The 19,801-nt window shown below is 65.1% G+C and carries 16 protein-coding genes and 1 tRNA gene; 9 read left to right on the forward strand and 8 right to left on the reverse strand.

The window, feature by feature from the left end; genetic code table 11:
• Positions 1–118: 118 nt before the first annotated feature.
• Genes OKW37_RS08865 through OKW37_RS08875 form a run of 3 tightly spaced genes read left to right on the forward strand, consistent with a single transcriptional unit; the run spans position 119 to position 1,155 of the window.
• Positions 119–520 (forward strand): hypothetical protein, encoded by a 402-nt coding sequence (locus OKW37_RS08865; RefSeq protein ID WP_429406942.1) that lies wholly within the window; start codon positions 119–121, stop codon positions 518–520.
• 6 nt (positions 521–526) lie between these two features.
• On the forward strand, positions 527–919 hold the full coding sequence (locus tag OKW37_RS08870; RefSeq protein WP_429406940.1) for a hypothetical protein: 393 nt from the start codon (positions 527–529) through the stop codon (positions 917–919).
• On the forward strand, positions 916–1,155 hold the full coding sequence (locus tag OKW37_RS08875; protein ID WP_184059499.1) for a hypothetical protein: 240 nt from the start codon (positions 916–918) through the stop codon (positions 1,153–1,155). Before OKW37_RS08870 ends, OKW37_RS08875 begins: the two co-directional genes overlap by 4 nt.
• A 295-nt stretch (positions 1,156–1,450) precedes the next feature.
• On the opposite strand, the gene OKW37_RS08880 is transcribed toward OKW37_RS08875, so the two are convergent.
• Positions 1,451–1,525, reverse strand: a tRNA-Arg gene (locus OKW37_RS08880).
• A gap of 234 nt (positions 1,526–1,759) precedes the next feature.
• Entirely contained in the window at positions 1,760–1,951 is a 192-nt protein-coding gene (locus tag OKW37_RS08885; protein WP_429406938.1) for a rubredoxin, read from the reverse strand.
• Between the two features lie 308 nt (positions 1,952–2,259).
• On the opposite strand from OKW37_RS08885, the gene OKW37_RS08890 reads away from it, so the two are divergent.
• The 5 genes from OKW37_RS08890 to OKW37_RS08910 all read left to right on the forward strand — a co-directional run bounded on the left by OKW37_RS08890 (position 2,260) and on the right by OKW37_RS08910 (position 10,303).
• Positions 2,260–2,661 (forward strand): DUF4399 domain-containing protein, encoded by a 402-nt coding sequence (locus OKW37_RS08890; protein WP_429406936.1) that lies wholly within the window; start codon positions 2,260–2,262, stop codon positions 2,659–2,661.
• Positions 2,662–2,820: 159 nt separating this feature from the next.
• Positions 2,821–4,755 (forward strand): ATP-binding cassette domain-containing protein, encoded by a 1,935-nt coding sequence (locus OKW37_RS08895; RefSeq protein ID WP_429406934.1) that lies wholly within the window; start codon positions 2,821–2,823, stop codon positions 4,753–4,755.
• A 432-nt stretch (positions 4,756–5,187) separates the two neighbouring features.
• Positions 5,188–7,173, forward strand: coding sequence for a DNA topoisomerase IV subunit B (locus OKW37_RS08900; RefSeq protein WP_184059492.1), 1,986 nt, complete (start codon positions 5,188–5,190; stop codon positions 7,171–7,173).
• A gap of 60 nt (positions 7,174–7,233) precedes the next feature.
• A complete protein-coding gene (parC, locus tag OKW37_RS08905) occupies positions 7,234–9,555 on the forward strand; it encodes a DNA topoisomerase IV subunit A (protein WP_429356812.1) in 2,322 nt (773 codons plus the stop codon).
• 289 nt (positions 9,556–9,844) lie between these two features.
• Complete coding sequence (locus OKW37_RS08910) at positions 9,845–10,303, forward strand: CopD family protein (RefSeq protein WP_187611041.1); 459 nt, start codon at positions 9,845–9,847, stop codon at positions 10,301–10,303.
• Positions 10,304–10,359: 56 nt separating this feature from the next.
• Here OKW37_RS08910 and OKW37_RS08915 read toward each other — a convergent pair whose 3' ends face one another.
• From OKW37_RS08915 to OKW37_RS08940, 6 genes are all read right to left on the reverse strand, one after another.
• Positions 10,360–11,568, reverse strand: a complete 1,209-nt coding sequence (locus tag OKW37_RS08915; protein WP_429406931.1) for a chromate transporter — start codon at positions 11,566–11,568, stop codon at positions 10,360–10,362.
• 38 nt (positions 11,569–11,606) lie between these two features.
• Positions 11,607–13,967, reverse strand: a complete 2,361-nt coding sequence (locus tag OKW37_RS08920) for a bifunctional diguanylate cyclase/phosphodiesterase (RefSeq protein ID WP_090803602.1) — start codon at positions 13,965–13,967, stop codon at positions 11,607–11,609.
• Positions 13,968–14,439: 472 nt separating this feature from the next.
• Positions 14,440–15,339, reverse strand: coding sequence for a PhzF family phenazine biosynthesis protein (locus OKW37_RS08925; protein ID WP_429406929.1), 900 nt, complete (start codon positions 15,337–15,339; stop codon positions 14,440–14,442).
• Between the two features lie 195 nt (positions 15,340–15,534).
• Positions 15,535–15,999: a RidA family protein gene (locus OKW37_RS08930; protein WP_184059485.1), complete on the reverse strand. Its 465-nt coding sequence runs from the start codon at positions 15,997–15,999 to the stop codon at positions 15,535–15,537.
• Positions 16,000–16,102: 103 nt separating this feature from the next.
• On the reverse strand, positions 16,103–17,299 hold the full coding sequence (locus tag OKW37_RS08935) for a PLP-dependent aminotransferase family protein (RefSeq protein WP_429406927.1): 1,197 nt from the start codon (positions 17,297–17,299) through the stop codon (positions 16,103–16,105).
• Between the two features lie 115 nt (positions 17,300–17,414).
• Positions 17,415–18,107: a VOC family protein gene (locus tag OKW37_RS08940; RefSeq protein ID WP_429408455.1), complete on the reverse strand. Its 693-nt coding sequence runs from the start codon at positions 18,105–18,107 to the stop codon at positions 17,415–17,417.
• A 230-nt stretch (positions 18,108–18,337) separates the two neighbouring features.
• Between OKW37_RS08940 and OKW37_RS08945 the strand changes: the two genes are divergently transcribed.
• Positions 18,338–19,795 (forward strand): PLP-dependent aminotransferase family protein, encoded by a 1,458-nt coding sequence (locus OKW37_RS08945; RefSeq protein WP_429406925.1) that lies wholly within the window; start codon positions 18,338–18,340, stop codon positions 19,793–19,795.
• Positions 19,796–19,801: the final 6 nt, after the last annotated feature.

The raw sequence follows: 19,801 nt of genomic DNA on the forward strand, positions 1-19,801 counted from the left end.
TCGCAGTCGTGCCACGCCGCGTACGTCGCGCGGAGGCGGTGCGCCTATTGAGCAGAAGGTCTGGCCGTACTACGCGACCGTCACGCCGTCGCAGCTATTCAGGCGCGCTCTGCCTGTGGTGAGTGCCGGGCGTTCATTCCAGCGTCCAGTACTTCCGCGACTGGCCGCCGACGATGATCTCGCCATCTGGTTCGCCCGCCCCGGTGACGTGCTTCCGGATGGAACCATCGCTACGCCGGTATCAACGCCGCTTGGCGATGCGCAGGCGTTCGACTATCAGCCCGACATGCCGGGTGGCGCAGCAGATGAAGTTGCCGGGATGCCGTTCAAAGGCACGCCGGGGACGTGGATCTCCAGTATGCCGGGGACGATGCCGCAGTTGCGTCAGTTCGGGCCGAATGGCACGCCGCTAGCGGACTTTGACCTTGAAGCGCACCACGGCAATCCAAATCCGCACGCGCACAATTGGGACGGCTACATCCGCGACGAGGGCGCGCCGGTCTCCTTGCTCCCTTGGTAAATCGATATGACGGATGAAATATTGAAGGCGTGGGGCTATTTCCACGATTGGTATCTGGACAGCGTGGTCATTGGCCCGAATACCGAGCCCCGGACGCTGACGCTAGGCCTGTACCTTGTCAACAGGCGCGCGTTGGTCACGTTCAACGGTGTGACGTGTGTTTCGGTTGAGCATCTTGGCTTGCTGAATATGGTCTACGGCATTCACATCGTTGCCCCGGACGACGCGAAGCACGCGCGGGCCAGTGCCGTGCTCGAAGCTGGAGAGCGACTTACCGAAAAGAAAGCCGCACTGCTTGCTTTCATCTATTCCACTCTGGGTGCCGAACTCGCGATTGAGTGTGACTCGCTTGAGGTCCATGAGACCGACGGCGGAACATGTGGCCCTCGGCTCCCGTGATCGCAAAACGAAAGCGGGACCGCCTCGCTGGCGAGCGTGGTTGCTTCGTTCAGAAGTACGCGCGTAAGGCGCACGCCCGGCATGATCGGAACAACCGCCGATACGACAGGGAGATCGAGAAAGCGATGCTGGCGGTACGCGCAGACGAGCTTTCCGAACTGCTGTCCGGCGACGGCAACGAGGACGAACTGCCAGAAGCGCTGAGCGGCACGGTGGAGATTGACGAGTACCGCTAGAGCGGGCACGAATAGATGGGCTAGTGGCAATCGATATCCAAGCGAGAGCCGGCAACCTTTGTGTGGTCTATGCTCGAGCGGAATGTTGCTGCGACGCCGGGAGTAGTGAGGTACGCGCTGGCCGCAAACGCATCGTCACTGCCAGCCCGACCACTTTGGCGAGGGACGAACCGCAACAGGTGAAGCTCGCTGAATTTCTGCGCGCTGCCTCCGCACCGTCTCACGTTCGCGGCGACTCGTCAGTGCAGATTGGGCCCATGTTCAATACTTTTCTGAGCAACGCCGGGAAGCTATCTGGTCCCCCTGACAGGAATCGAACCTGTATCTAGCGCTTAGGAGGCACTTGTTCTATCCATTGAACTACAGGGAGAGGACCGGGCCGGACAGATCGGCGAGGACTCGGTGAGTCCAGACTGACCACCGAGCGCAGAGTATATCAAACCGGCGCGGGCAAGAGGAGAGCCAAGCCAGAGCCGCCCGCGCCTCGCACAAATCCCGCAAAAACAAACGGCCCCGCAGACATCGCCTGCCGGGCCGCGAAAACCACCTGAGCATCTGGCGAAGCGCACGCAACCGCGCCTATCGCCCCAAGCTCATCTCACTGTCAAAACTCCACCACCGCGAACTCCGCCTTGCCCACGTCGCACAGCGGGCAGCGCCAGTCTTCCGAAATGTCGGCGAAACGCGTGCCCGGTCCGATGCCTTCTTCGGGCAGACCGTCTTCCTCGTTGTAGATCCAACCGCAAATCAGGCAGACCCAGCTCTTGAATTCCGTCACTTCGATTACTTCGCTCACGACACGCTCTCTCGTTCAATGCAATGGCCGGCTTGCTCTGCCCCTTTATGGGGCGGCGCGGCGACCCGCAATATTACCGGAATTTGTCAAATCAGCCGTAGACGACCGATGCGCCGCCGCCCCAACGCCTCTGCGGCGAGCCCGGGTTCGCGCGACGGGCCTCGTCACACAAGCCGTGTACGCTTTGGCCTGCAAGCTATTTGATTGGACAGATGTGGCGCTCGCTTCGCACGTATTGCGACGATCGGTCTCGGGCGAGGCCGCTGGCGGCGCCGCATCGCCGCGTTTCGTTGCCAAAGGAGAAAACGATGTTTATAGACAGATGGTTGGTCGGCGTCGCGGCGGCTGGGCTACTCGCCGGGTCAGGTGTGGCGCAGGCGGAGGGCGTGACCTTCGTGCAACCGGCGGACGGCGCGACCGTCACCAATCCGGTGCACGTCGTGTTTGGCCTCGACGGCATGAAGATCGCGCCCGCCGGCACGCTGACGGACGGCACCGGGCATCATCACCTGCTGATCGACGGCAAGCCGCTGCCGAAGTGCGAGGTCGTCCCCGCGACCGACAAGTCGCTGCACTTCGGCAAAGGCCAGACTGAAACCGATCTGACGCTGCCGCCGGGCGACCATACGCTGACGCTGCAATTCGGCGACGGCGCGCATCGCTCGTATGGGCCGGAGATGAGCAAGACGATCATGGTGCACGTCAAGTAAGCAACTGCTTGAAAGGCCGGGCCGGCGCGCGCGTCGCCGGCCCGCGCCGATAGCGTTGCACGCTGTGTCGCGCGCTTCATCGCACGGATGTTCCCGCCCGGCATACCTGCGCCCGGTACAATGAGCAGTTCCGACTCATCGCTGTCTTCTCCCATTCCCATGTCGCTTTACACCATTACCGGAGCGCAGCTCGCGTTCGGTCACGTCGCGCTGCTCGACCACGCGGATTTCTCGCTCGAAGCGGGCGAGCACGTCGGGCTGATCGGGCGCAACGGCGCGGGCAAGTCGTCGCTGTTGAAAATCGTCGCCGATCTGGCCAAACCCGACGACGGCCTCGTCACGCGTCAGCAGCATCTGAGCACGGTCTACGTGCCGCAGGAGCCCGAGTTCAACGCCGACGACACCGTGTTCGACGCGGTCGCCGCCGGACTCACCGAGGCGCGCGCGCTGCTCGACGAATACGACGCGGTCGCGCATCAGCTCGCCGACACGCCTGAGGGCGCCGAACACGACGCGCTGCTCGCGCGCATGAACACGCTGCAATCGTCGTTGGACGCCGCGGACGCATGGAATTGGAGCACGCGCGTCGCGACCACGCTGCAGCAGGTCGGCCTGAACGGCGAAGCCCGCGTCGGCTCGCTGTCGGGCGGCATGCAGAAGCGCGCCGCGCTCGCGCGCGCGCTCGTCGTGCAGCCCGACGTGCTGCTGCTCGACGAGCCGACCAACCATCTCGACTTCGACGGCATCCGCTGGCTCGAAGATCTGCTGGTGTCGCTGCGCGCTGGGCTGCTGTTCATCACACACGATCGCGCGTTTCTCGACCGCGTCGCGACGCGCATCGTCGAGCTCGATCGCGGGCGGCTGCTGTCGTATCCGGGCAATTTCTCCGCGTACCAGACGCGCAAGGCGCAGCAGCTCGAAGTCGAGCGCATCGAGAACGAGAAGTTCGACAAACTGCTCGCGCAGGAAGAAGTGTGGATTCGCAAGGGCGTCGAGGCACGCCGCACGCGCAGCGTCGGCCGCATCGCGCGCCTCGTGCAGATGCGCAACGAGCGCGCCGAGCGCCGCAACGTGCAGGGCAACGTGAAGCTCGACGTCGGTCAGGGCGAGAAGTCCGGCAAGATCGTCGCGGAACTGACGGACGTGACGAAGCGCTATGGCGAGCGCGCGGTGGTGGACCGCTTCACGGCCACGGTGATGCGCGGCGACAAGATCGGCTTCGTCGGTCCGAACGGCGCGGGCAAGACCACGCTGCTGAAGCTGATCCTCGGTGATCTCGCGCCGGACGAGGGCAACGTGCGCGTCGGCACGAATCCGCAGGTCGCGTATTTCGATCAGATGCGCGCGGCGCTCGATCTGGAAAAGAGTCTCGCGGACACGATCAGCCCCGGCAGCGAGTGGGTCGAAATCAACGGCCAGAAGAAGCACGTGATGAGCTATCTCGGCGACTTCCTGTTCGCGCCGGAGCGCGCGCGTTCGCCGGTCAAGTCGCTGTCGGGCGGCGAGCGCAACCGGCTGTTGCTCGCGCGCCTGTTCGCGCGCCCGGCCAACGTGCTGGTGCTCGATGAACCGACCAACGATCTCGACATTCCGACGCTCGAACTGCTCGAAGAACTGCTGATCGACTACGACGGCACGGTGCTGCTCGTCAGCCACGACCGCGCCTTTCTCGATAACGTCGTGACGTCGGTGATCGCCTCGGAAGGCGGCGGCAAGTGGCGCGAATACGTCGGCGGCTTCACGGACTGGCAGACGCAGCGCGATCGCTCGGAGCAACTCGCGCTCGAAGCGCAGAAAGAATCGAGCAAGGAAGCACCGAAAGAAGCGGCGCCGAAGGACAGCGCGTCGGGCCGCAATGCGCAGCGCAGCGCGAAGCTGTCGTTCAAGGAGCAGCGCGAACTGGAGGCGCTACCGAAAATGATTGCCGACCTCGAGGCCGAACAGAAGGCAATCGGCGCGCAGCTCGAAGACGGCTCGGTGTTCGCGAAAGATGCACGCGAAGGCGCGCGTCTGACCGAGCGCTATGCCGAGATCGACGAGGAGTTGATGCTCGCGCTCGAACGTTGGGACGAGCTGGAAAACCGCGTCAAGTAACGCGGCGTGCGCGGCCGGCACAAAAACAGCAGAAAGCGCCGCCGCGCACGGCACCGAAATTCAGCCGGCGCGCGCCCGTGCATTTCCGCCGATACCTATCGCGCCGCCGTCCTGCGAGTCGTGCATCCTCCATTGCATGTCCCCCAACGCCCGCCGCGCCTTATCCAGTCGGCCAATTCAGCGCGGGGTCAATTGCCGCCGTGATCGAAATCAGTACAATACCCCGCGAACAGGCTTCCCCGGCGGGCTGTGCGTCCATGTCCGGCATTCGAGCGCGCCAACGGAAGCCGCGCGACAAAACAGCTTGCCCGCATCGCGGGCGCTCCACCTAACCCCGTTGTTTCGTTTCGCTTTTTTTGAATACTCAACGCATTGTCCAGGCCCTGTCCACAGGACCTGTGGACAACGATGAACCGACGCACCGAGTCAATCATGTCTACGAAAAAGCCAAACGCCGCGTATAGCGAAGCGTCGATCAAGGTGTTGAAGGGTCTGGAGCCGGTCAAGCAACGACCCGGCATGTACACCCGCACCGAGAATCCGCTGCACATCATTCAGGAAGTCATCGACAACGCATCGGACGAAGCCCTCGGCGGCTACGGCCGGCAAATCACGGTCACGCTGCACGCGGACCATTCGGTCTCGGTCGACGACGACGGCCGCGGCATTCCGTTCGGCCTGCACCCCGACGAAGGCGTACCGGTCGTCGAAATCGTTTTCACGCGCTTGCACGCGGGCGGCAAGTTCGACAAGGCCGCCGGCGGCGCCTATACGTTCTCGGGCGGTCTGCACGGCGTCGGCGTGTCGGTCACCAACGCGCTGTCCACGCGGCTCGACGTCACCGTGTGGCGCGACGGCAAGGTCGCCGGACTGAGCTTCGCGCACGGCGACGTCGCGAAGCCGCTCGAAGTGCGTGCCGCCACCAAGGCCGACAAGAAATCCGGCACGCGCGTGACCGCGTGGGCCGATCCGAAGTACTTCGATTCGCCGAACCTGCCGCTCGGTGAATTGCAGCGTCTGTTGCGCTCAAAAGCGGTGCTGCTGCCGGGCGTCGAGGTCACGCTCGTCAACGAGAAAACCGGCGAGCGGCAAAGCTGGAAATACGAAGACGGCCTGCGCGGCTATCTGCTCGAAGGCATGAACGGCAGCGATCTGCTGATTCCGCTGTTCGAGGGCGAGCGCTACGCGGAAAGCTCGCGTTCGAGCGAAGAGACGTTCGCCGAAGGCGAGGGCGCGGCGTGGGTCGTCGCGTGGAGCGAGGAAGGGCCGCTCACGCGCGAGTCGTACGTGAACCTGATTCCTACGCCCGCGGGCGGCACGCATGAGTCGGGCTTGCGCGACGGTCTTTATCAGGCGGTCAAGAGCTTCGTCGAGTTGCACAACCTGCAGCCGAAGGGCGTGAAACTGCTCGCCGAAGACGTGTTCGCGCGGGTATCGTTCGTGCTGTCGGCGAAGGTGCTCGATCCGCAGTTTCAAGGGCAGATCAAGGAGCGCCTGAATAGCCGCGATGCGGTCAAGCTCGTGTCGTCGTTCGCTCGGCCGGCGCTCGAACTGTGGTTGAACCAGCACGTCGAGCATGGCAAGAAACTCGCGGACCTCGTGATCAAGCAGGCGCAGGCGCGCACGCGCGCGGGGCAGAAGGTCGAGAAACGCAAGAGCTCGGGCGTTGCCGTGCTGCCCGGCAAGCTGACCGATTGCGAATCGACGGAAATCGGCCGCAACGAGCTGTTCCTCGTCGAGGGCGACTCGGCGGGCGGCTCCGCGAAGATGGGCCGCGACAAGGAATACCAGGCGATCCTGCCGCTGCGCGGCAAGGTGCTGAACACATGGGAAACCGAACGTGATCGCCTGTTCGCGAACAACGAGGTGCACGACATTTCAGTGGCGATCGGCGTCGATCCGCATAATCCGGACGACAAGGTCGATCTGTCGAATCTGCGCTACGGCAAGATCTGCATTTTGTCGGATGCGGACGTCGACGGCTCGCATATCCAGGTGCTGCTGCTCACGCTGTTCTTCAAGCATTTCCCGCAACTGATCGAGCGCGGTCACGTGTGCGTCGCGCGTCCGCCGTTGTTTCGCGTCGATGCGCCCGCGCGCGGCAAGAAGCCCGCGCAGAAGCTCTATGCGCTCGACGAAGGCGAGCTCGAGGCGATTCTCGACAAGCTGCGCAAGGACGGCGTGCGCGACAACCAGTGGTCGATCAGCCGCTTCAAGGGGCTCGGTGAAATGAGCGCCGAGCAGCTGTGGGACACGACGATGAATCCCGACACGCGCCGCCTGCAGCCGGTCGCGCTCGGCGAACTCGACTACGATGCGACCGTCGCGCGCATGACGATGCTGATGGGCAAGGGCGAAGCGGCGTCGCGCCGCAGCTGGCTCGAAGAGAAGGGCAACGAAGTGGAAGCGGACATCTGAGCGCATTGCGCCTCAATGCGGCATATGACACTTCAAGCCAAACACGGACACGGAATCTAGATGGACGACGATAACACTCTCGACCTTTTCAACGAGCCACCGTCGGACAGCGACGTGCTGACGCTCGGCAACTACGCGGAGCGCGCGTACCTCGAGTATGCGGTCAGCGTGGTCAAGGGCCGCGCGCTGCCCGATGTCTGCGATGGGCAAAAGCCGGTGCAGCGCCGCATCCTGTTCGCGATGAACGAGATGGGCCTCGGCGACAACGCGAAGCCGGTCAAATCGGCGCGCGTGGTCGGCGACGTGCTCGGTAAGTATCACCCGCACGGCGACCAGTCCGCGTACGACGCACTCGTGCGTCTGGCGCAAGACTTTTCGATGCGCTATCCGCTGATCGACGGCCAGGGCAACTTCGGCTCGCGCGACGGCGACGGCGCGGCGGCGATGCGTTACACCGAAGCGCGCCTGACGCCGATCGCGAAGCTGCTGCTCGCCGAAATCGACCAGGGCACGGTCGACTTCATGCCGAACTACGACGGCTCGTTCGAAGAGCCGAAGGTGCTGCCGGCGCGTCTGCCGTTCGTGCTGCTCAATGGCGCATCGGGCATCGCCGTCGGCCTCGCGACGGAAATTCCGTCGCACAACCTGCGCGAAGTCGCAGGAGCGGCGGTCGCGCTGATCCGCAATCCGAAGCTCTCGCATGCGGAGCTGATGCAGCATGTGCCCGGTCCGGACTTCCCCGGCGGCGGCCAGATCATTTCGAGCGAGGCGGAAATCGCCGCCGCGTACGAAACCGGCCGCGGCAGCCTGAAGGTGCGCGCGCGCTGGAAGATCGAGGACCTCGCGCGCGGCCAGTGGCAACTCGTGATCACCGAACTGCCGCCGAATACGGCCGCGCAGAAGGTGCTCGAAGAAATCGAAGAACAGACCAACCCGAAAATCAAGCTCGGCAAGAAGACGCTGACGCCCGAGCAGTTGCAGACGCGGCAGACGCTGCTCGGGCTCGTCGACGCGGTGCGCGACGAATCGGGTAAGGACGCGCCGGTGCGTCTCGTGTTCGAGCCGAAGTCGAGCCGCATCGATCAGACCGACTTCGTCAACACGCTGCTCGCGCATACGAGCCTCGAATCGAACGCACCGCTGAACATGGTGATGGTCGGCGGCGATGGCCGGCCGCGTCAGAAGGGCTTGAGCGAAATCCTGCACGAGTGGATCGCGTTCCGGTTCGCGACGGTGACGCGCCGCACGCGGCATCGTCTGTCGAAGGTCGACGACCGCATCCATATTCTCGAAGGCCGGATGATCGTCTTCCTGAATATCGACGAAGTCATCCGCATCATTCGCGAATCGGACGAACCGAAGGTCGCGCTGATGGCCGCGTTCGGCCTCACGGACCGCCAGGCCGAGGACATCCTCGAAATCCGGCTGCGTCAGTTGGCGCGCCTCGAGAAGATCAAGATCGAGAAGGAACTGGCCGAGCTGCGCGACGAGAAGGCCAGGCTCGAAGAGCTGCTCGGCAGCGAGCCGGCGATGAAGCGCCTGCTGATCAAGGAAATCGAAGCCGACGCGAAACAGTATGGCGACGAGCGCCGCACGCTGATCCAGCAGGAAAAGCGCGCGACGTTCGAAGCGCGCGTGGTCGACGAGCCGGTCACCGTCGTGGTGTCGCAAAAGGGCTGGGTGCGCGCGCTGAAGGGCCACGGGCTCGATACGGCCGGCTTCAGCTTCAAGGCCGGCGACGGCCTCTACGCGGCGTTCCAATGCCGCACGCCCGATACGCTGATCGCGTGGGGTAGCAACGGGCGCGTCTATTCGGTCGCGGTGGCTCAACTGCCGGGCGGACGCGGCGACGGCGTGCCGGTCACGTCGCTGATCGAGCTCGAATCGGGCAGTCATTTGATGCACTACTACGCGGCGTCGGCGGAACAGGCGCTGCTGCTCGCGTCGAGCAACGGCTTCGGCTTCATCGCGAAGGTCGGCGATATGGTGAGCCGCGTGAAGGCCGGCAAGTCGTTCATGACGATCGACGCCGGCGCCGCGCCGCTCGCGCCGATGCCGATGCTGCCGGACGCGGCGCAGGTCGCGTGTCTGTCGTCGGGCGGACGTCTGCTCGTGTTCGGCCTCGACGAGATGAAGACGCTGTCGGGCGGCGGCCGTGGCGTCACGCTGATGGCGCTCGACGACAACGAAACGCTCGTGCAGGCGCTCGCGATCAACAAAGCAGGCGTGATGCTGATCGGCACGCGTCGTGGCGGCCGCGTCGACGAGGAGAAGCTGGCCGGCGCCGAGCTTGCGGCGCATGTCGGCAAGCGTGCGCGCAAGGGACGCGCGCCCGCCAGCAAGCTGAAGCTCGACGGCATGCGTCCGGTGCTGCCGGCCTAGTGGAGTCGATTTAACGAAGTTTGACGCTGCAAACCCGTGAGCGCCTGCTAGCATGCGGGGCGCTCGCGGTCTGTCGCAGCAAAGTCCGTCGCGCGAAGGGCGTGGAAGCAAACGGGGCGCGGCGGCGTCGCGGCCAGATGAACGGGCCGCGATCACAACGACAAAACACGACGCAATAGACGTCGATACCCGGAACTGCCTGCATCACGTATGGTCGAACGCGCTCAGTTGGTGCTGAGCGGGATCGCGTGTCCTAAATGGTGTGGCGTCGTCGGGAGAGGAAAACTACATGAACAAGGCTATCGAAGTCGCGCTTTTTCTGCATCTGCTCGGGGTGGCGGTGTGGGTCGGCGGTATGGTGTTCGCGCATTTCTGCCTGCGCCCTGCGCTCGGCGATCTGTCGCCGCAACTGCGCCTGCCGCTGTGGGAGTCGGTATTTGGCCGCTTCTTCAACTGGGTCGGGGTGTCGGTGCTCGTGATCCTGATCAGCGGCGGCTTCCTGCTGATGCAATTCGGCGGCGCTCATGCTAGCTGGCCGCTGCATGCGATGGCCGGTCTCGGCATCGTGATGATGCTGACCTTCGGGCATATCCGCTTCGCCGTATATCCGCGCATTCGCCGCGCGGTGCAGGCGCAGAAGTGGCCAGATGGCGCGCAGGCGGTCGGCACGGTCCGCCGTCTCGTGCTGATCAATCTCGTGCTGGGCGTCGTGACGATCGGCTTCGCTGTGCTGTCGCGCGGGTTCTGATCGCCGGATCGCCGGATCGCCAACGGCGCAGCAGGCTTCGTGCGGCCCGCGACGCATCACGTCGTGGCGCCGTACGCGAGCCACAAACCGCACGCCACCGCCACCGTTCCATACACGGCATACACCGGCACCTTCAGCTTCGCGAAGCACATCGCGGAGAATGTCGCGGTCAGCAGATAGATCGGCTCCAGCGGTACGCGCACCGCAATGCGCAGTACCGCGACCGCGAGAAACGCGGTCGTGACCGCGCGCAGAATCCTCATGCCGTGCTCGAAGCGCGGGTTCACCTTCAACTGATGCAGATGCCGCTGCGCGAGCACGACGAGGCAGCCTGACGGCACGAATAGCGCGAGCGTCGCGATCAGCGCGCCGAGCCAGCCATCGACGAGATAACCGAAGAACGGGACCACGTTCAGCAGGGGTCCCGGGGACAACGGCGACAGCGTAAACGCGAGCGTGAAGTCGTTATCGGACACGCCGACCGCCGGCGTGACGAACAGCGTCTTCAGCACCGGCAACGCCGAGAAGCCACCGCCGAACAGCGTCATGCCGGCGCCCGCGAGGCGCGGCCACAGCAGCGCGAGGTCATAGCGATGCGGCAGCGGCAGCGCAAACAGCACGAGCAGCACGCCGAGCGCGGCCAGTAGCCGATAGTCGCCGCGCTGGAGCGACACGGCGAGTCGCGAGTCGCGCTCCCGACTCGCGAACCAGCCGGCGCCGAAGGCCGCGCCGAGCATCACCACATACGCCGCGGCGCTGTGCGCATAGAGCAGCGCGATGCTGCCGAGCAGCGCCGCCGTCGATTCGAGCTTGCCCCGCACGAGCGCGCGGGTTTGCTTGTACCAGGTGAGCGCGATCAGCGTCGCGAGCACGACGCTGAAGTGATGCAGCAGGGTTTGCGACGCGATCGTGTGCACGATGGGCGTGCGATAGAAGATCGCGAACAGCGTCATCAGCGTGAAGAAGGGCAGTACGCTCGCCACCCCGGCGACCCATGCGCCCGCGCGTCCGCGCAGCGCGTGCCCGAGTTGCACGGCGACGTTGCAGCCGACGGGTCCCGGCACCATCCACGCGAGCGCGATCAGGTCCGAGAACGCCACGCGCGAGAGCCGCCCCTCGCGTTCCACGTAATGATGCTCGAGCTGCGCCATCAACGCGAGACCGCCCCACGACAGCGCCGACAGGCCGCACACGACCCGGAACAGCGTCCATAGCGGTTCCCGTTGCCCGCGGCGGGCAGCGTCATCGCTCGTGATGGTCTGCATCGGCGCTGCGCGGGCCCCGCCGTGCGGGCGCCCGTCCTTTAATTGTTGCTGGATAGGCTGCTTGCGCTGTGGGCTTCGTGCGCGACGCGGCGGCCGCCGACGCTGTTCATGCCGCATACCCCGAAGCGCTCGAGCAGTGCCGGGATCGCCTCCACTGGCACCGGCCGCGAGAACAGGAAGCCCTGTGCCTCGATATGGCCGAGCGCGGCCAGCCACGCAATCTGCTCTTCGGTCTCCGTGCCTTCGACCACCACCGTGAGCCCGAGCGAGCGCGCGAGGTTGACGATCGCGGTGACCATCACGCAGACGCTGCGGTCGCCCGGAATCGCCTGGACGAACGAGCGGTCCACCTTCAGCGTATCGACGGCAAAGCGGTTGAGATAGGACAGCGAAGAGTAGCCGGTGCCGAAATCGTCGAGCGCGATGCGTACGCCGAGACGCTTCAGCGCGAAGATTTTTTCGGAGACCACTTCCGGAAATTCCATCATCGTCGTTTCGGTGATTTCGAGTTCGAGGCGACGGGCGGAGATACCGGTTTCCTCGATCGCGCGCGAGACCGTTTCGAACAGGTCGCCGCGCCAGAACTGCACCGCCGAAATGTTCACCGCGAGCGATAGCGTGTCGTAGCCCTGCTGCTGCCATTGCGCGAGCTGACGGCATGCGGTCTCGATCACGAAGTCGCCGATCGGCACGATCAGGCCGGTCGACTCGGCCACGGGGATAAACTCGTTGGCCGGGATCAGTCCGTGCTGCGGATGGTTCCAGCGCACGAGCGCTTCGAAGCCGGTGATGCAGCGGCGCTTCAGATCGATCTTCGGCTGATAGGCGAGGAACAGTTGCCCCTCGGCCAGCGCGACGCGCAACTGCTGCTCCCACTTCATCAGATGGTCGGCGCGATGCGACAGATGCGGCGAATAGAACTGGTAGCAGTTCTTGCCGGCGTCCTTCGCGCTGTACATCGCGAGGTCGGCTTTCTTCAGCAGGTCGATCTCGCTTTCGTTGGCGACCGAGTACAGCGCGATGCCGATGCTCGCATGCAGCACGAACGCGCTGCCGCGCACCTCGAACGGCTTCGAGAACGCTTCGCCGGCGGCTTCGGCGAGCGCGACCGCGCGCTTTTCGACATCGTCGCCCTTGATCACGACGACGAACTCGTCCCCGCCGATGCGGCTCAGCGCGCCGTCGTCGCCGACCGCGGTGGCGAGGCGCGAGGCTGTCATCTGCAGCACGATGTCGCCGGCGTTGTGGCCGAGCGTGTCGTTGACGGTCTTGAAGTTGTCGAGGTCGATAAAAAGAATCGCGAGGCGACCCAGGTTGAACGGCTGCGCGACGTCATGGCGCAGCGCCTGCAGCGTCGCGTAGCGATTGCGCAGGCCGGTCAACAGATCGTATTCGACGAGTTGCGTCATCTCGCGCTCGCGGCCTAGCAGTTTGCCTATCAGGCCGGTCGCGACCGCGAAGAAGCTGAGCATCGCGAGCGAGATGAAGCCCGCCATCAACAGATAGACGTTGCGCGTGTGGTTGTAATCGGCGAATTCTTCGCCCTGCGAAAGACCGACGAGCACGCCGAGCGGATAGCCGTCGATGTGCCGGTACGACACGATGCGCGTGACGTTGTCGATCGAATCGACGTAGGTGCCCGACACATGCTCCGAGGTCGGATACGTGCCGCTCGCGGTGAACGTGCTGCTCGTCCTGCTGGCGTTGCCGGTGCGGCGCGCGAGCACGGTGCCGCTGTCCGAGATCACCGCGATCACGCCTTCGCGGCCGATCGCCGCGTTGTTGTAGAAGTCCGACGTAAAGTAGCTCGGGTCTTCGGAGACCACGATGACGCCCGCGAAGGAGCCGTCCGGATGATTGAGACGCCGCGTCATCTGCAGCGTCCAGTGACCCGACACGCGGCCGAGCACGGGCTTGCTGATGTACAGCTGGTCGTCGTTTTCGTGCTCGTGGACCTTGAAGTGCTCGCGGTCCGACAAGTCGATGTGAGCGGGGTTGAGTTCGGCCGTATTGGCGATCAGTCTGCCGTGCTCGTCGATTATCGACACCTGCACGAGCGTTTCGCTTTGCACGACGCCCTTTTCGACCGTGCTCGCGAGATCGAAATGATTGGGCGTCTTTTCGAACTCGTACTTGACGAAGCGCGTGATCTGATCGACCTGGTGAATCGCCTTGATGGTGTGCTGCTCGAGCGCCGCGGAAAGTATTGCGGAAGACGCCATCGCTTCGCGGTACGTCGCGTCCCTTTCTACCGACAGCCGCGCGAAGATCACGGTCCACAGCAGGATCAGTACGAGTACCCCGAGGGCGGGAATGACGAGCAATGCGCGCCGGCGCGTGACCAATGGATCGCGTCGCGGCCTGGCTTCGCGCGGCTCGGAGAAGCGGGACTGAGTCATCGCGCGGGCCTTGGCCGGGTGCGGGCCGCTTGCAAACGCATGGGCATCGACTGCGCGAAATAGATGGATGGCTGCATGGTGACCAAGATGCCAAAGCTGCTGCGCAGGATGAGAGGGCGTGGCGCCGCGCCGGACCGTCCACAGGTCATCGGATACGGTTCGATATTACTGAATGCCACTGGATTAAGGAAGCTTCCGGGCATGGGGTATACGCTCGCGCGGCGGGGGCCCGGGTGCGGCTGTTCACGTGGCCTGCATCGCCGGTCTTATGACGCGGCCGGTCCGTGGTTTGTCGAAGACTTCATCGGCAACGGTGCCTGCCACTCGGCAGTTTCTGGCAGGGCTTTTGCAATCCGGCCACGATGAATTCGGAGAACCAGGTATGGCGACGCCATCGCGCTGCGGCTTTTTGTGGTGTGAAGCGGCGGCATGTGGCGTGTCGCCGTGGCGTGCGCGCGAAGCCGCAGCTCGCTTACACGAGCCGGCACGTGCCGTCGACGATCGTCACCGAAGGCCCGCCGATCCAGATCTTGCCGCGCGCATCGTCGTAGTGGACCGACACGTCGCCCGCGCGCCCGAGCGCGGTGCCCTGACGCGCCGTGTAGCGCGCGGCGGGACGACGGTGCTGCAGGTTCAGCAGACCCGCGAGCGCGGCATTGGCGCTGCCCGTCACCGGGTCTTCGCCGACACCGAAGCCGCCGCCCGCCATCAGGCAACGGACCTCGAACGTCGCGGGGCCGTCGGCGTCGTGCGGTCCATACACGGCGACGCCGTGCGTGTCGACCGAATGCGCGAGCTCGGCGAGCGCCGCCGCGTCGGGTTCGAGCGCGAGGCAGGCGCGTGCCGAATCGACCCGCACGACGAGCCACGGCGCACCGTTGTCGACCGCGCATGGCGGCGCGCTGAAGTCGATCGCCTGACTACGTAAAGCCGTAGACAGCGCTTCGTAACGATGCTCGGCGAGTGGTGTCACGCGCGCGGGCGGCGCGGCGAACGCCCATGCGCCGTGCATGTTGTCGCCGCCGTCGAGCGCTTCGAGTTCGACGAGACCCACGCCGCATTGCTGGATCAGCTTGCCGGCCTGCTTCGGCTGGTAGCCGCTTTCGCGCAAAGCATGCGCGGTGCCCAAGGTCGGATGACCCGCGAACGGCAACTCGCCCCCCGGCGTGAAGATGCGCACGCGATAGTCGGCGGCCGCGGCGGTCGGCTTTAGCAGAAACGTGGTTTCGGACAGATTGGTCCAGCGCGCAATGGCCTGCATTTGCGCGGTATCGAGCGCGTCGGCATCGAACACGACGGCAAGCGGATTGCCCTTGAACGGTGTCGACGTAAACACGTCGACCTGTTTGAAACGAACGGTGTGAGCGGACATCGACAGGCTCCGGCGCAAAGGACGTTGAGGGAGTTCGCGGATTCTATCCGCCTGCGCGGCGGCGATCCACCGTCGCCATAAAACAAAAACGCACCGCCGGTGCGTGACACCGGTCGGCGCGTTTCAATCGCAATGCGGCGTGAATCAGGTGCCAATCTCGCGCGACACCGCACGCATTGTCACATCGCGTCGATGCTATTGGACCTCGGCGATCAGCTCGATCTCCACGCACGCGCCGAGCGGAATCTGCGCGACGCCGAACGCCGAGCGCGCGTGCTTGCCGCGTTCGCCGAACACGTCGGCGATCAGCTCGGACGCACCGTTGGTGACCAGATGCTGCTCGGTGAACTCGAGCGTCGAGTTGACGAGGCTCATCAGCTTGACGACGCGCGTGACGCGGTTCAGGTCGCCGACGTGCGCATGCAAGGTGGCGAGCAGATCGATCGCGATCGAGCGCGCGGCGGCCTTGCCTTCCTCGGTGGAGAGCGTCGCGCCGAGCTTGCCGACCCACACCTTGCCGTCCTTCCTGGCGATGTGGCCCGACAGGTACACCGTGTTGCCGCTTTGCGCGCTCATCACATAGGCCGCTGCCGGCGCACCCGCCGCCGGCAATTCGATGCCGAGTTCCTTGAGCTTGTCGTACACATTCGATTGAGCCATATCGTGTCCTCGTTTCGGTGAGATTGCATGAATGCAGGCGGGGCGAAGTCCGCACGCAACGCGCGTGCAAGCTTCACCCCGATGGCAGTGCGGCTAACGCCGTTCAGATTTTCGCGCGCACGAGTGCGGCGAGACGCGCCACGCCTTCGTCGATTTTAGCCGGTGGCACCGTGACGAACGACAGACGCAGCGTGTTGTGCTGCGCCTCGCTCGCGAAGAACGGAGCGCCCGGCACGAACGCGACGTTCTGCGCGACCGCTTCCTCGAGCAGCTTCATGGTGTCGATGCCCGCCGGCAGATTGACCCAGATGAACATGCCGCCTTCCGGACGGTTCCAGCTGACGCCATCGGGCATATAGCGCTCGAGAGCGGTGAGCATCGCGTCGCACTGGTTGCGATACAGCTCGCGGATCGTCGGCACGTGCGTGTCGAGGAAGCCGTCCTTGACCACCTCGTGCACGATGCGCTGCGTGAAGCTCGGCGTGTGCAGGTCGGTGGCCTGCTTGGCCTGCACGAGTTTGAAGATCAGTTCCTCGGGCGCGATGATGAAACCGACGCGCAGACCCGGCGCGAGCACCTTCGAGAACGAGCCGAGATAGACGATGTGATCGGGCGCCATCGACAACATCGTCGGCAGCGGTTCGCCCGCGTAGTCGAGCGCGCCGTAGGGATCGTCCTCGATCACCGGGAACGGCGCGGTCTTCGCGAACTCGGCGAGCGCGCGGCGGCGTTCGACCGGCAGACGGCGGCCCGTCGGATTCTGGAAATTCGGCTGCGCGTACAGCAGACGCGCGCCATTGGTCAGTTCCGGCTTCAGGCCCTCGGGGATCAGGCCCTGCTCGTCGGTTGGCACCTGCACGTAGTGCGGCTCGTACATCGAGAACGATTGCAGCGCGCCGAGGTAGGTCGGCGTTTCGACCAGCACCGGGCTATCGACGCAGATCAGCACCTTGCCGAGCAGGTCGAGCGCCTGTTGCGAGCCGGTCGTGATCAGCACCTGCGACGCACGGATCTGCGCGCCGTTGATCGAGTAGCGTTGTGCGACCCATTCGCGCAGCGGCAGATAACCTTCGGTCGCGCTGTACTGCAGCGCCGCGGCGGGCGTGTCGCGCAGGATGCGGTCGGACGCCTCGCGCATGCGCTCGGCCGGGAAGGTGGCAGGCGAGGGGAGGCCGCCGGCGAAGGAGATGACTTCGGGCCGTTCCGTGACCTTTAGGATCTCGCGGATCGCGGAGCTCGTGAGCTTGCGCGCGCGTTCGGACAATTGCCACGTCGGGGCTTTCAGGTCGCTTTGGTCCATGATCTCCTCTGGTATTTCTGGAACCGGTCAAAATTTCAATTATCGCGCGACTGGCCAACCATTGCCGCTGGGGTGCCACCGGGGTTGCCATGGGGGTTGCCCAACCACGCGCTGTTTATCCGAGGGTTCGAGAACCCTCGGGTGTTTCGAATTCGGCGACGAGCGCCGCCGCGCCGTCGGTCGGCTGTACGTCGAGCAGGTGCGCGGCGCCGAGCCAGCGCAGTTGCTCGCTAATCAGCTCTGGCCGCGGATGCACGGCTTTCAACGCTTTCAGCGCGAGGTTCGTCGGCGCCAGCGACTGCGACGGATGCCGCATCGAGTCCCACTGGATCAGCGAGGGCAGCACGCCGTCGCCGGCGCGTTGCCACGCGGGGAACGACCCGTCGTCGGGCACCGTCAGGCCCCACGTGAAATCGCCGCGCGTCATCGGCACGACCGGCGGGATGCGCTGCGGATACTGCGCTTGCCACGTCGCCAGATGCTTCGGCCGCTCGACGCGCGCGACCCAATGCGACAGATACGGCCCGTTTTCCAGTCGCGCCTGCGTCACCGGGTCGTCGAGCGCGAACAGGCGCGGGCGCGGCGCGGTGCCATCGGTTGCCTCGGCCGCGGCGTGCGGATCGATGGCGACCACTTCCAGGTAGACCCCGCCCCACAGGCCGAGCAGGCGATTGTGGGTCCGCATCAGCGGATGCGCGCCACCGCCGGCCGGCGCGACGCCGAGCGTATCGGCGACGTACTGGACGCCTTCGTCCAAGGTGCGCGCGGAGACGACGAGGTGATCGAGACTGAGCGATTGGGCTGTCAGGGTGGTCATGGCGGATCGATGGAAAACGCTGTTCTGCGCAAGGGCCAGTTGCGCGCCACGCTTGAGGCTGCGCTGCCGGGGCCGTAAGCATAACCGTTTGCCGGATCGGCGGGCCATACGTATGGAATTACATGGTGTCACCAGCCTCGCTGGATTCGAATGTAACGGCCGTGACCTGCACAGTAACGGTACAATCGGCGCGATACTATTCGGTACAGTTGGAGTCCGTCATGTCCGTCCCGCTTACCCAGATTCCTGCCCCGCACGACACCGCGTCGTTGACGCTAGTCGAACAGCTCGTCCAGTGGGCGCGGCGCCGCATCGAGGAGCGCGTGTTCCGCCCCGGCATGCGCATGCCGTCGATCCGCAAGCTCGCGCTCGACAAGGGCGTGTCGCGCTTCACGGTGGTCGAAGCGTACGAGCGGCTCGTCGCGCAGGGTTTTCTGGAGTCGCGGCGCGGCTCCGGCTTCTATGTGCGCGAGCGCCAGGGCGGCGCGGCGACGGTCTCTGAGCTGCACCCGCGCGCCGAGACGCTGCCCGCGCCGGCCAATATCGACGTCGTCTGGCTGCTGCGCAACATGCTGCACACCGGCGCGCGGCCCGAGCGCAGCCCGGGCCTCGGCTATCTGCCGGCCCGCTGGCTCGACGGCGACCTGATCACCAACGCGCTGCGCACGCTCGGCCGGCAAAGCGGCATGCAGATGCTCGGCATCGGCACCGCGCAAGGTTTCCTGCCGCTGCGTCAGCAGTTGCAGACGCGGCTCGAGGAGTTGGAGATCGGCGCGTCGCCCGAGCAGATCGTGATGGTGTCGGGCGTCACCCAGGCGATCGACCTCATTTCGCGCATCTACGTGAAGCCGGGTGATGCGGTGATCGTCGGCGATCCGGCGTGGTTCCAGATGTTCGGCTGCTTCGCGTCGCAGGGCGCGCGGCTCGTCGGCATGCCGTACACACCGGACGGCCCCGATCTCGACGCGCTCGAAGCGCTGGTCCAGGAATGGCGCCCCAAAATGCTGGTGATCAACTCGGTGCTGCAGAACCCGACCGGCACCTCGCTGAGCGCCGCGCAGGCGTTCCGCATCCTGCGGCTTGCCGAGGCGTACGACTTCATCGTCGTGGAGGACGACATCTACGGCGACCTGTGCCCGCCCAGCTACGCGGGTACACGGCTCGCGAGCCTCGATCAGCTAAAGCGCGTGATCTACCTCGGCAGTTTCTCGAAGACGCTTGCGCCGAATCTGCGCGTCGGTTTCATCGCGTGCGCGGCAGAGGTCGCGATGGTGGTCGCCAATCAGAAGATGCTGGTCGGCATGACGAGCCCGGAGTTGAACGAGCGCGTGATCTACAAGATCCTGACCGAGGGCCACTACCGGCGGCACGTCGAGCGCATTCGCGCACGGCTCGACGGCGTGCGCGAGAAGGCCGTGCGGATGATCGAGAAGACCGGCATGAAGCTGTTTCTGACGCCGACGGCCGGGATGTTCCTGTGGGCCGACACCGGCGTCGACGCAGGCGCGCTCGCCGCGGCCGGGCACGAAGCCGGCTATCTGCTGACGCCGGGCGGGCTGTTTTCGCCGCAGCAGTCGCCGAGCACGTGGATGCGCTTCAACATCGCCAATTGCGGCGATCCTGAATTACCGGCGTTCCTAAGCCGTTATCTCGACGGCGTCGCGCGCCGCGGCTCTTGAAACCGC

It is taken from the genome of Paraburkholderia sp. MM5482-R2, from assembly GCF_050436125.1.
GTDB lineage: Bacteria > Pseudomonadota > Gammaproteobacteria > Burkholderiales > Burkholderiaceae > Paraburkholderia > Paraburkholderia tuberum.

Coding starts and splice junctions, on each gene's coding strand:
- OKW37_RS08925 (WP_429406929.1), bottom strand. CDS start 15,339: ATGTCCGCTCACACCGTTCGTTTCAAACAGGTCGACGTGTTTACGTCG.
- OKW37_RS08900 (WP_184059492.1), top strand. CDS start 5,188: ATGTCTACGAAAAAGCCAAACGCCGCGTATAGCGAAGCGTCGATCAAG.
- OKW37_RS08935 (WP_429406927.1), bottom strand. CDS start 17,299: ATGGACCAAAGCGACCTGAAAGCCCCGACGTGGCAATTGTCCGAACGC.
- OKW37_RS08945 (WP_429406925.1), top strand. CDS start 18,338: ATGTCCGTCCCGCTTACCCAGATTCCTGCCCCGCACGACACCGCGTCG.
- OKW37_RS08910 (WP_187611041.1), top strand. CDS start 9,845: ATGAACAAGGCTATCGAAGTCGCGCTTTTTCTGCATCTGCTCGGGGTG.
- OKW37_RS08915 (WP_429406931.1), bottom strand. CDS start 11,568: ATGCAGACCATCACGAGCGATGACGCTGCCCGCCGCGGGCAACGGGAA.
- parC (WP_429356812.1), top strand. CDS start 7,234: ATGGACGACGATAACACTCTCGACCTTTTCAACGAGCCACCGTCGGAC.
- OKW37_RS08870 (WP_429406940.1), top strand. CDS start 527: ATGACGGATGAAATATTGAAGGCGTGGGGCTATTTCCACGATTGGTAT.
- OKW37_RS08930 (WP_184059485.1), bottom strand. CDS start 15,999: ATGGCTCAATCGAATGTGTACGACAAGCTCAAGGAACTCGGCATCGAA.
- OKW37_RS08895 (WP_429406934.1), top strand. CDS start 2,821: ATGTCGCTTTACACCATTACCGGAGCGCAGCTCGCGTTCGGTCACGTC.
- OKW37_RS08890 (WP_429406936.1), top strand. CDS start 2,260: ATGTTTATAGACAGATGGTTGGTCGGCGTCGCGGCGGCTGGGCTACTC.
- OKW37_RS08920 (WP_090803602.1), bottom strand. CDS start 13,967: ATGACTCAGTCCCGCTTCTCCGAGCCGCGCGAAGCCAGGCCGCGACGC.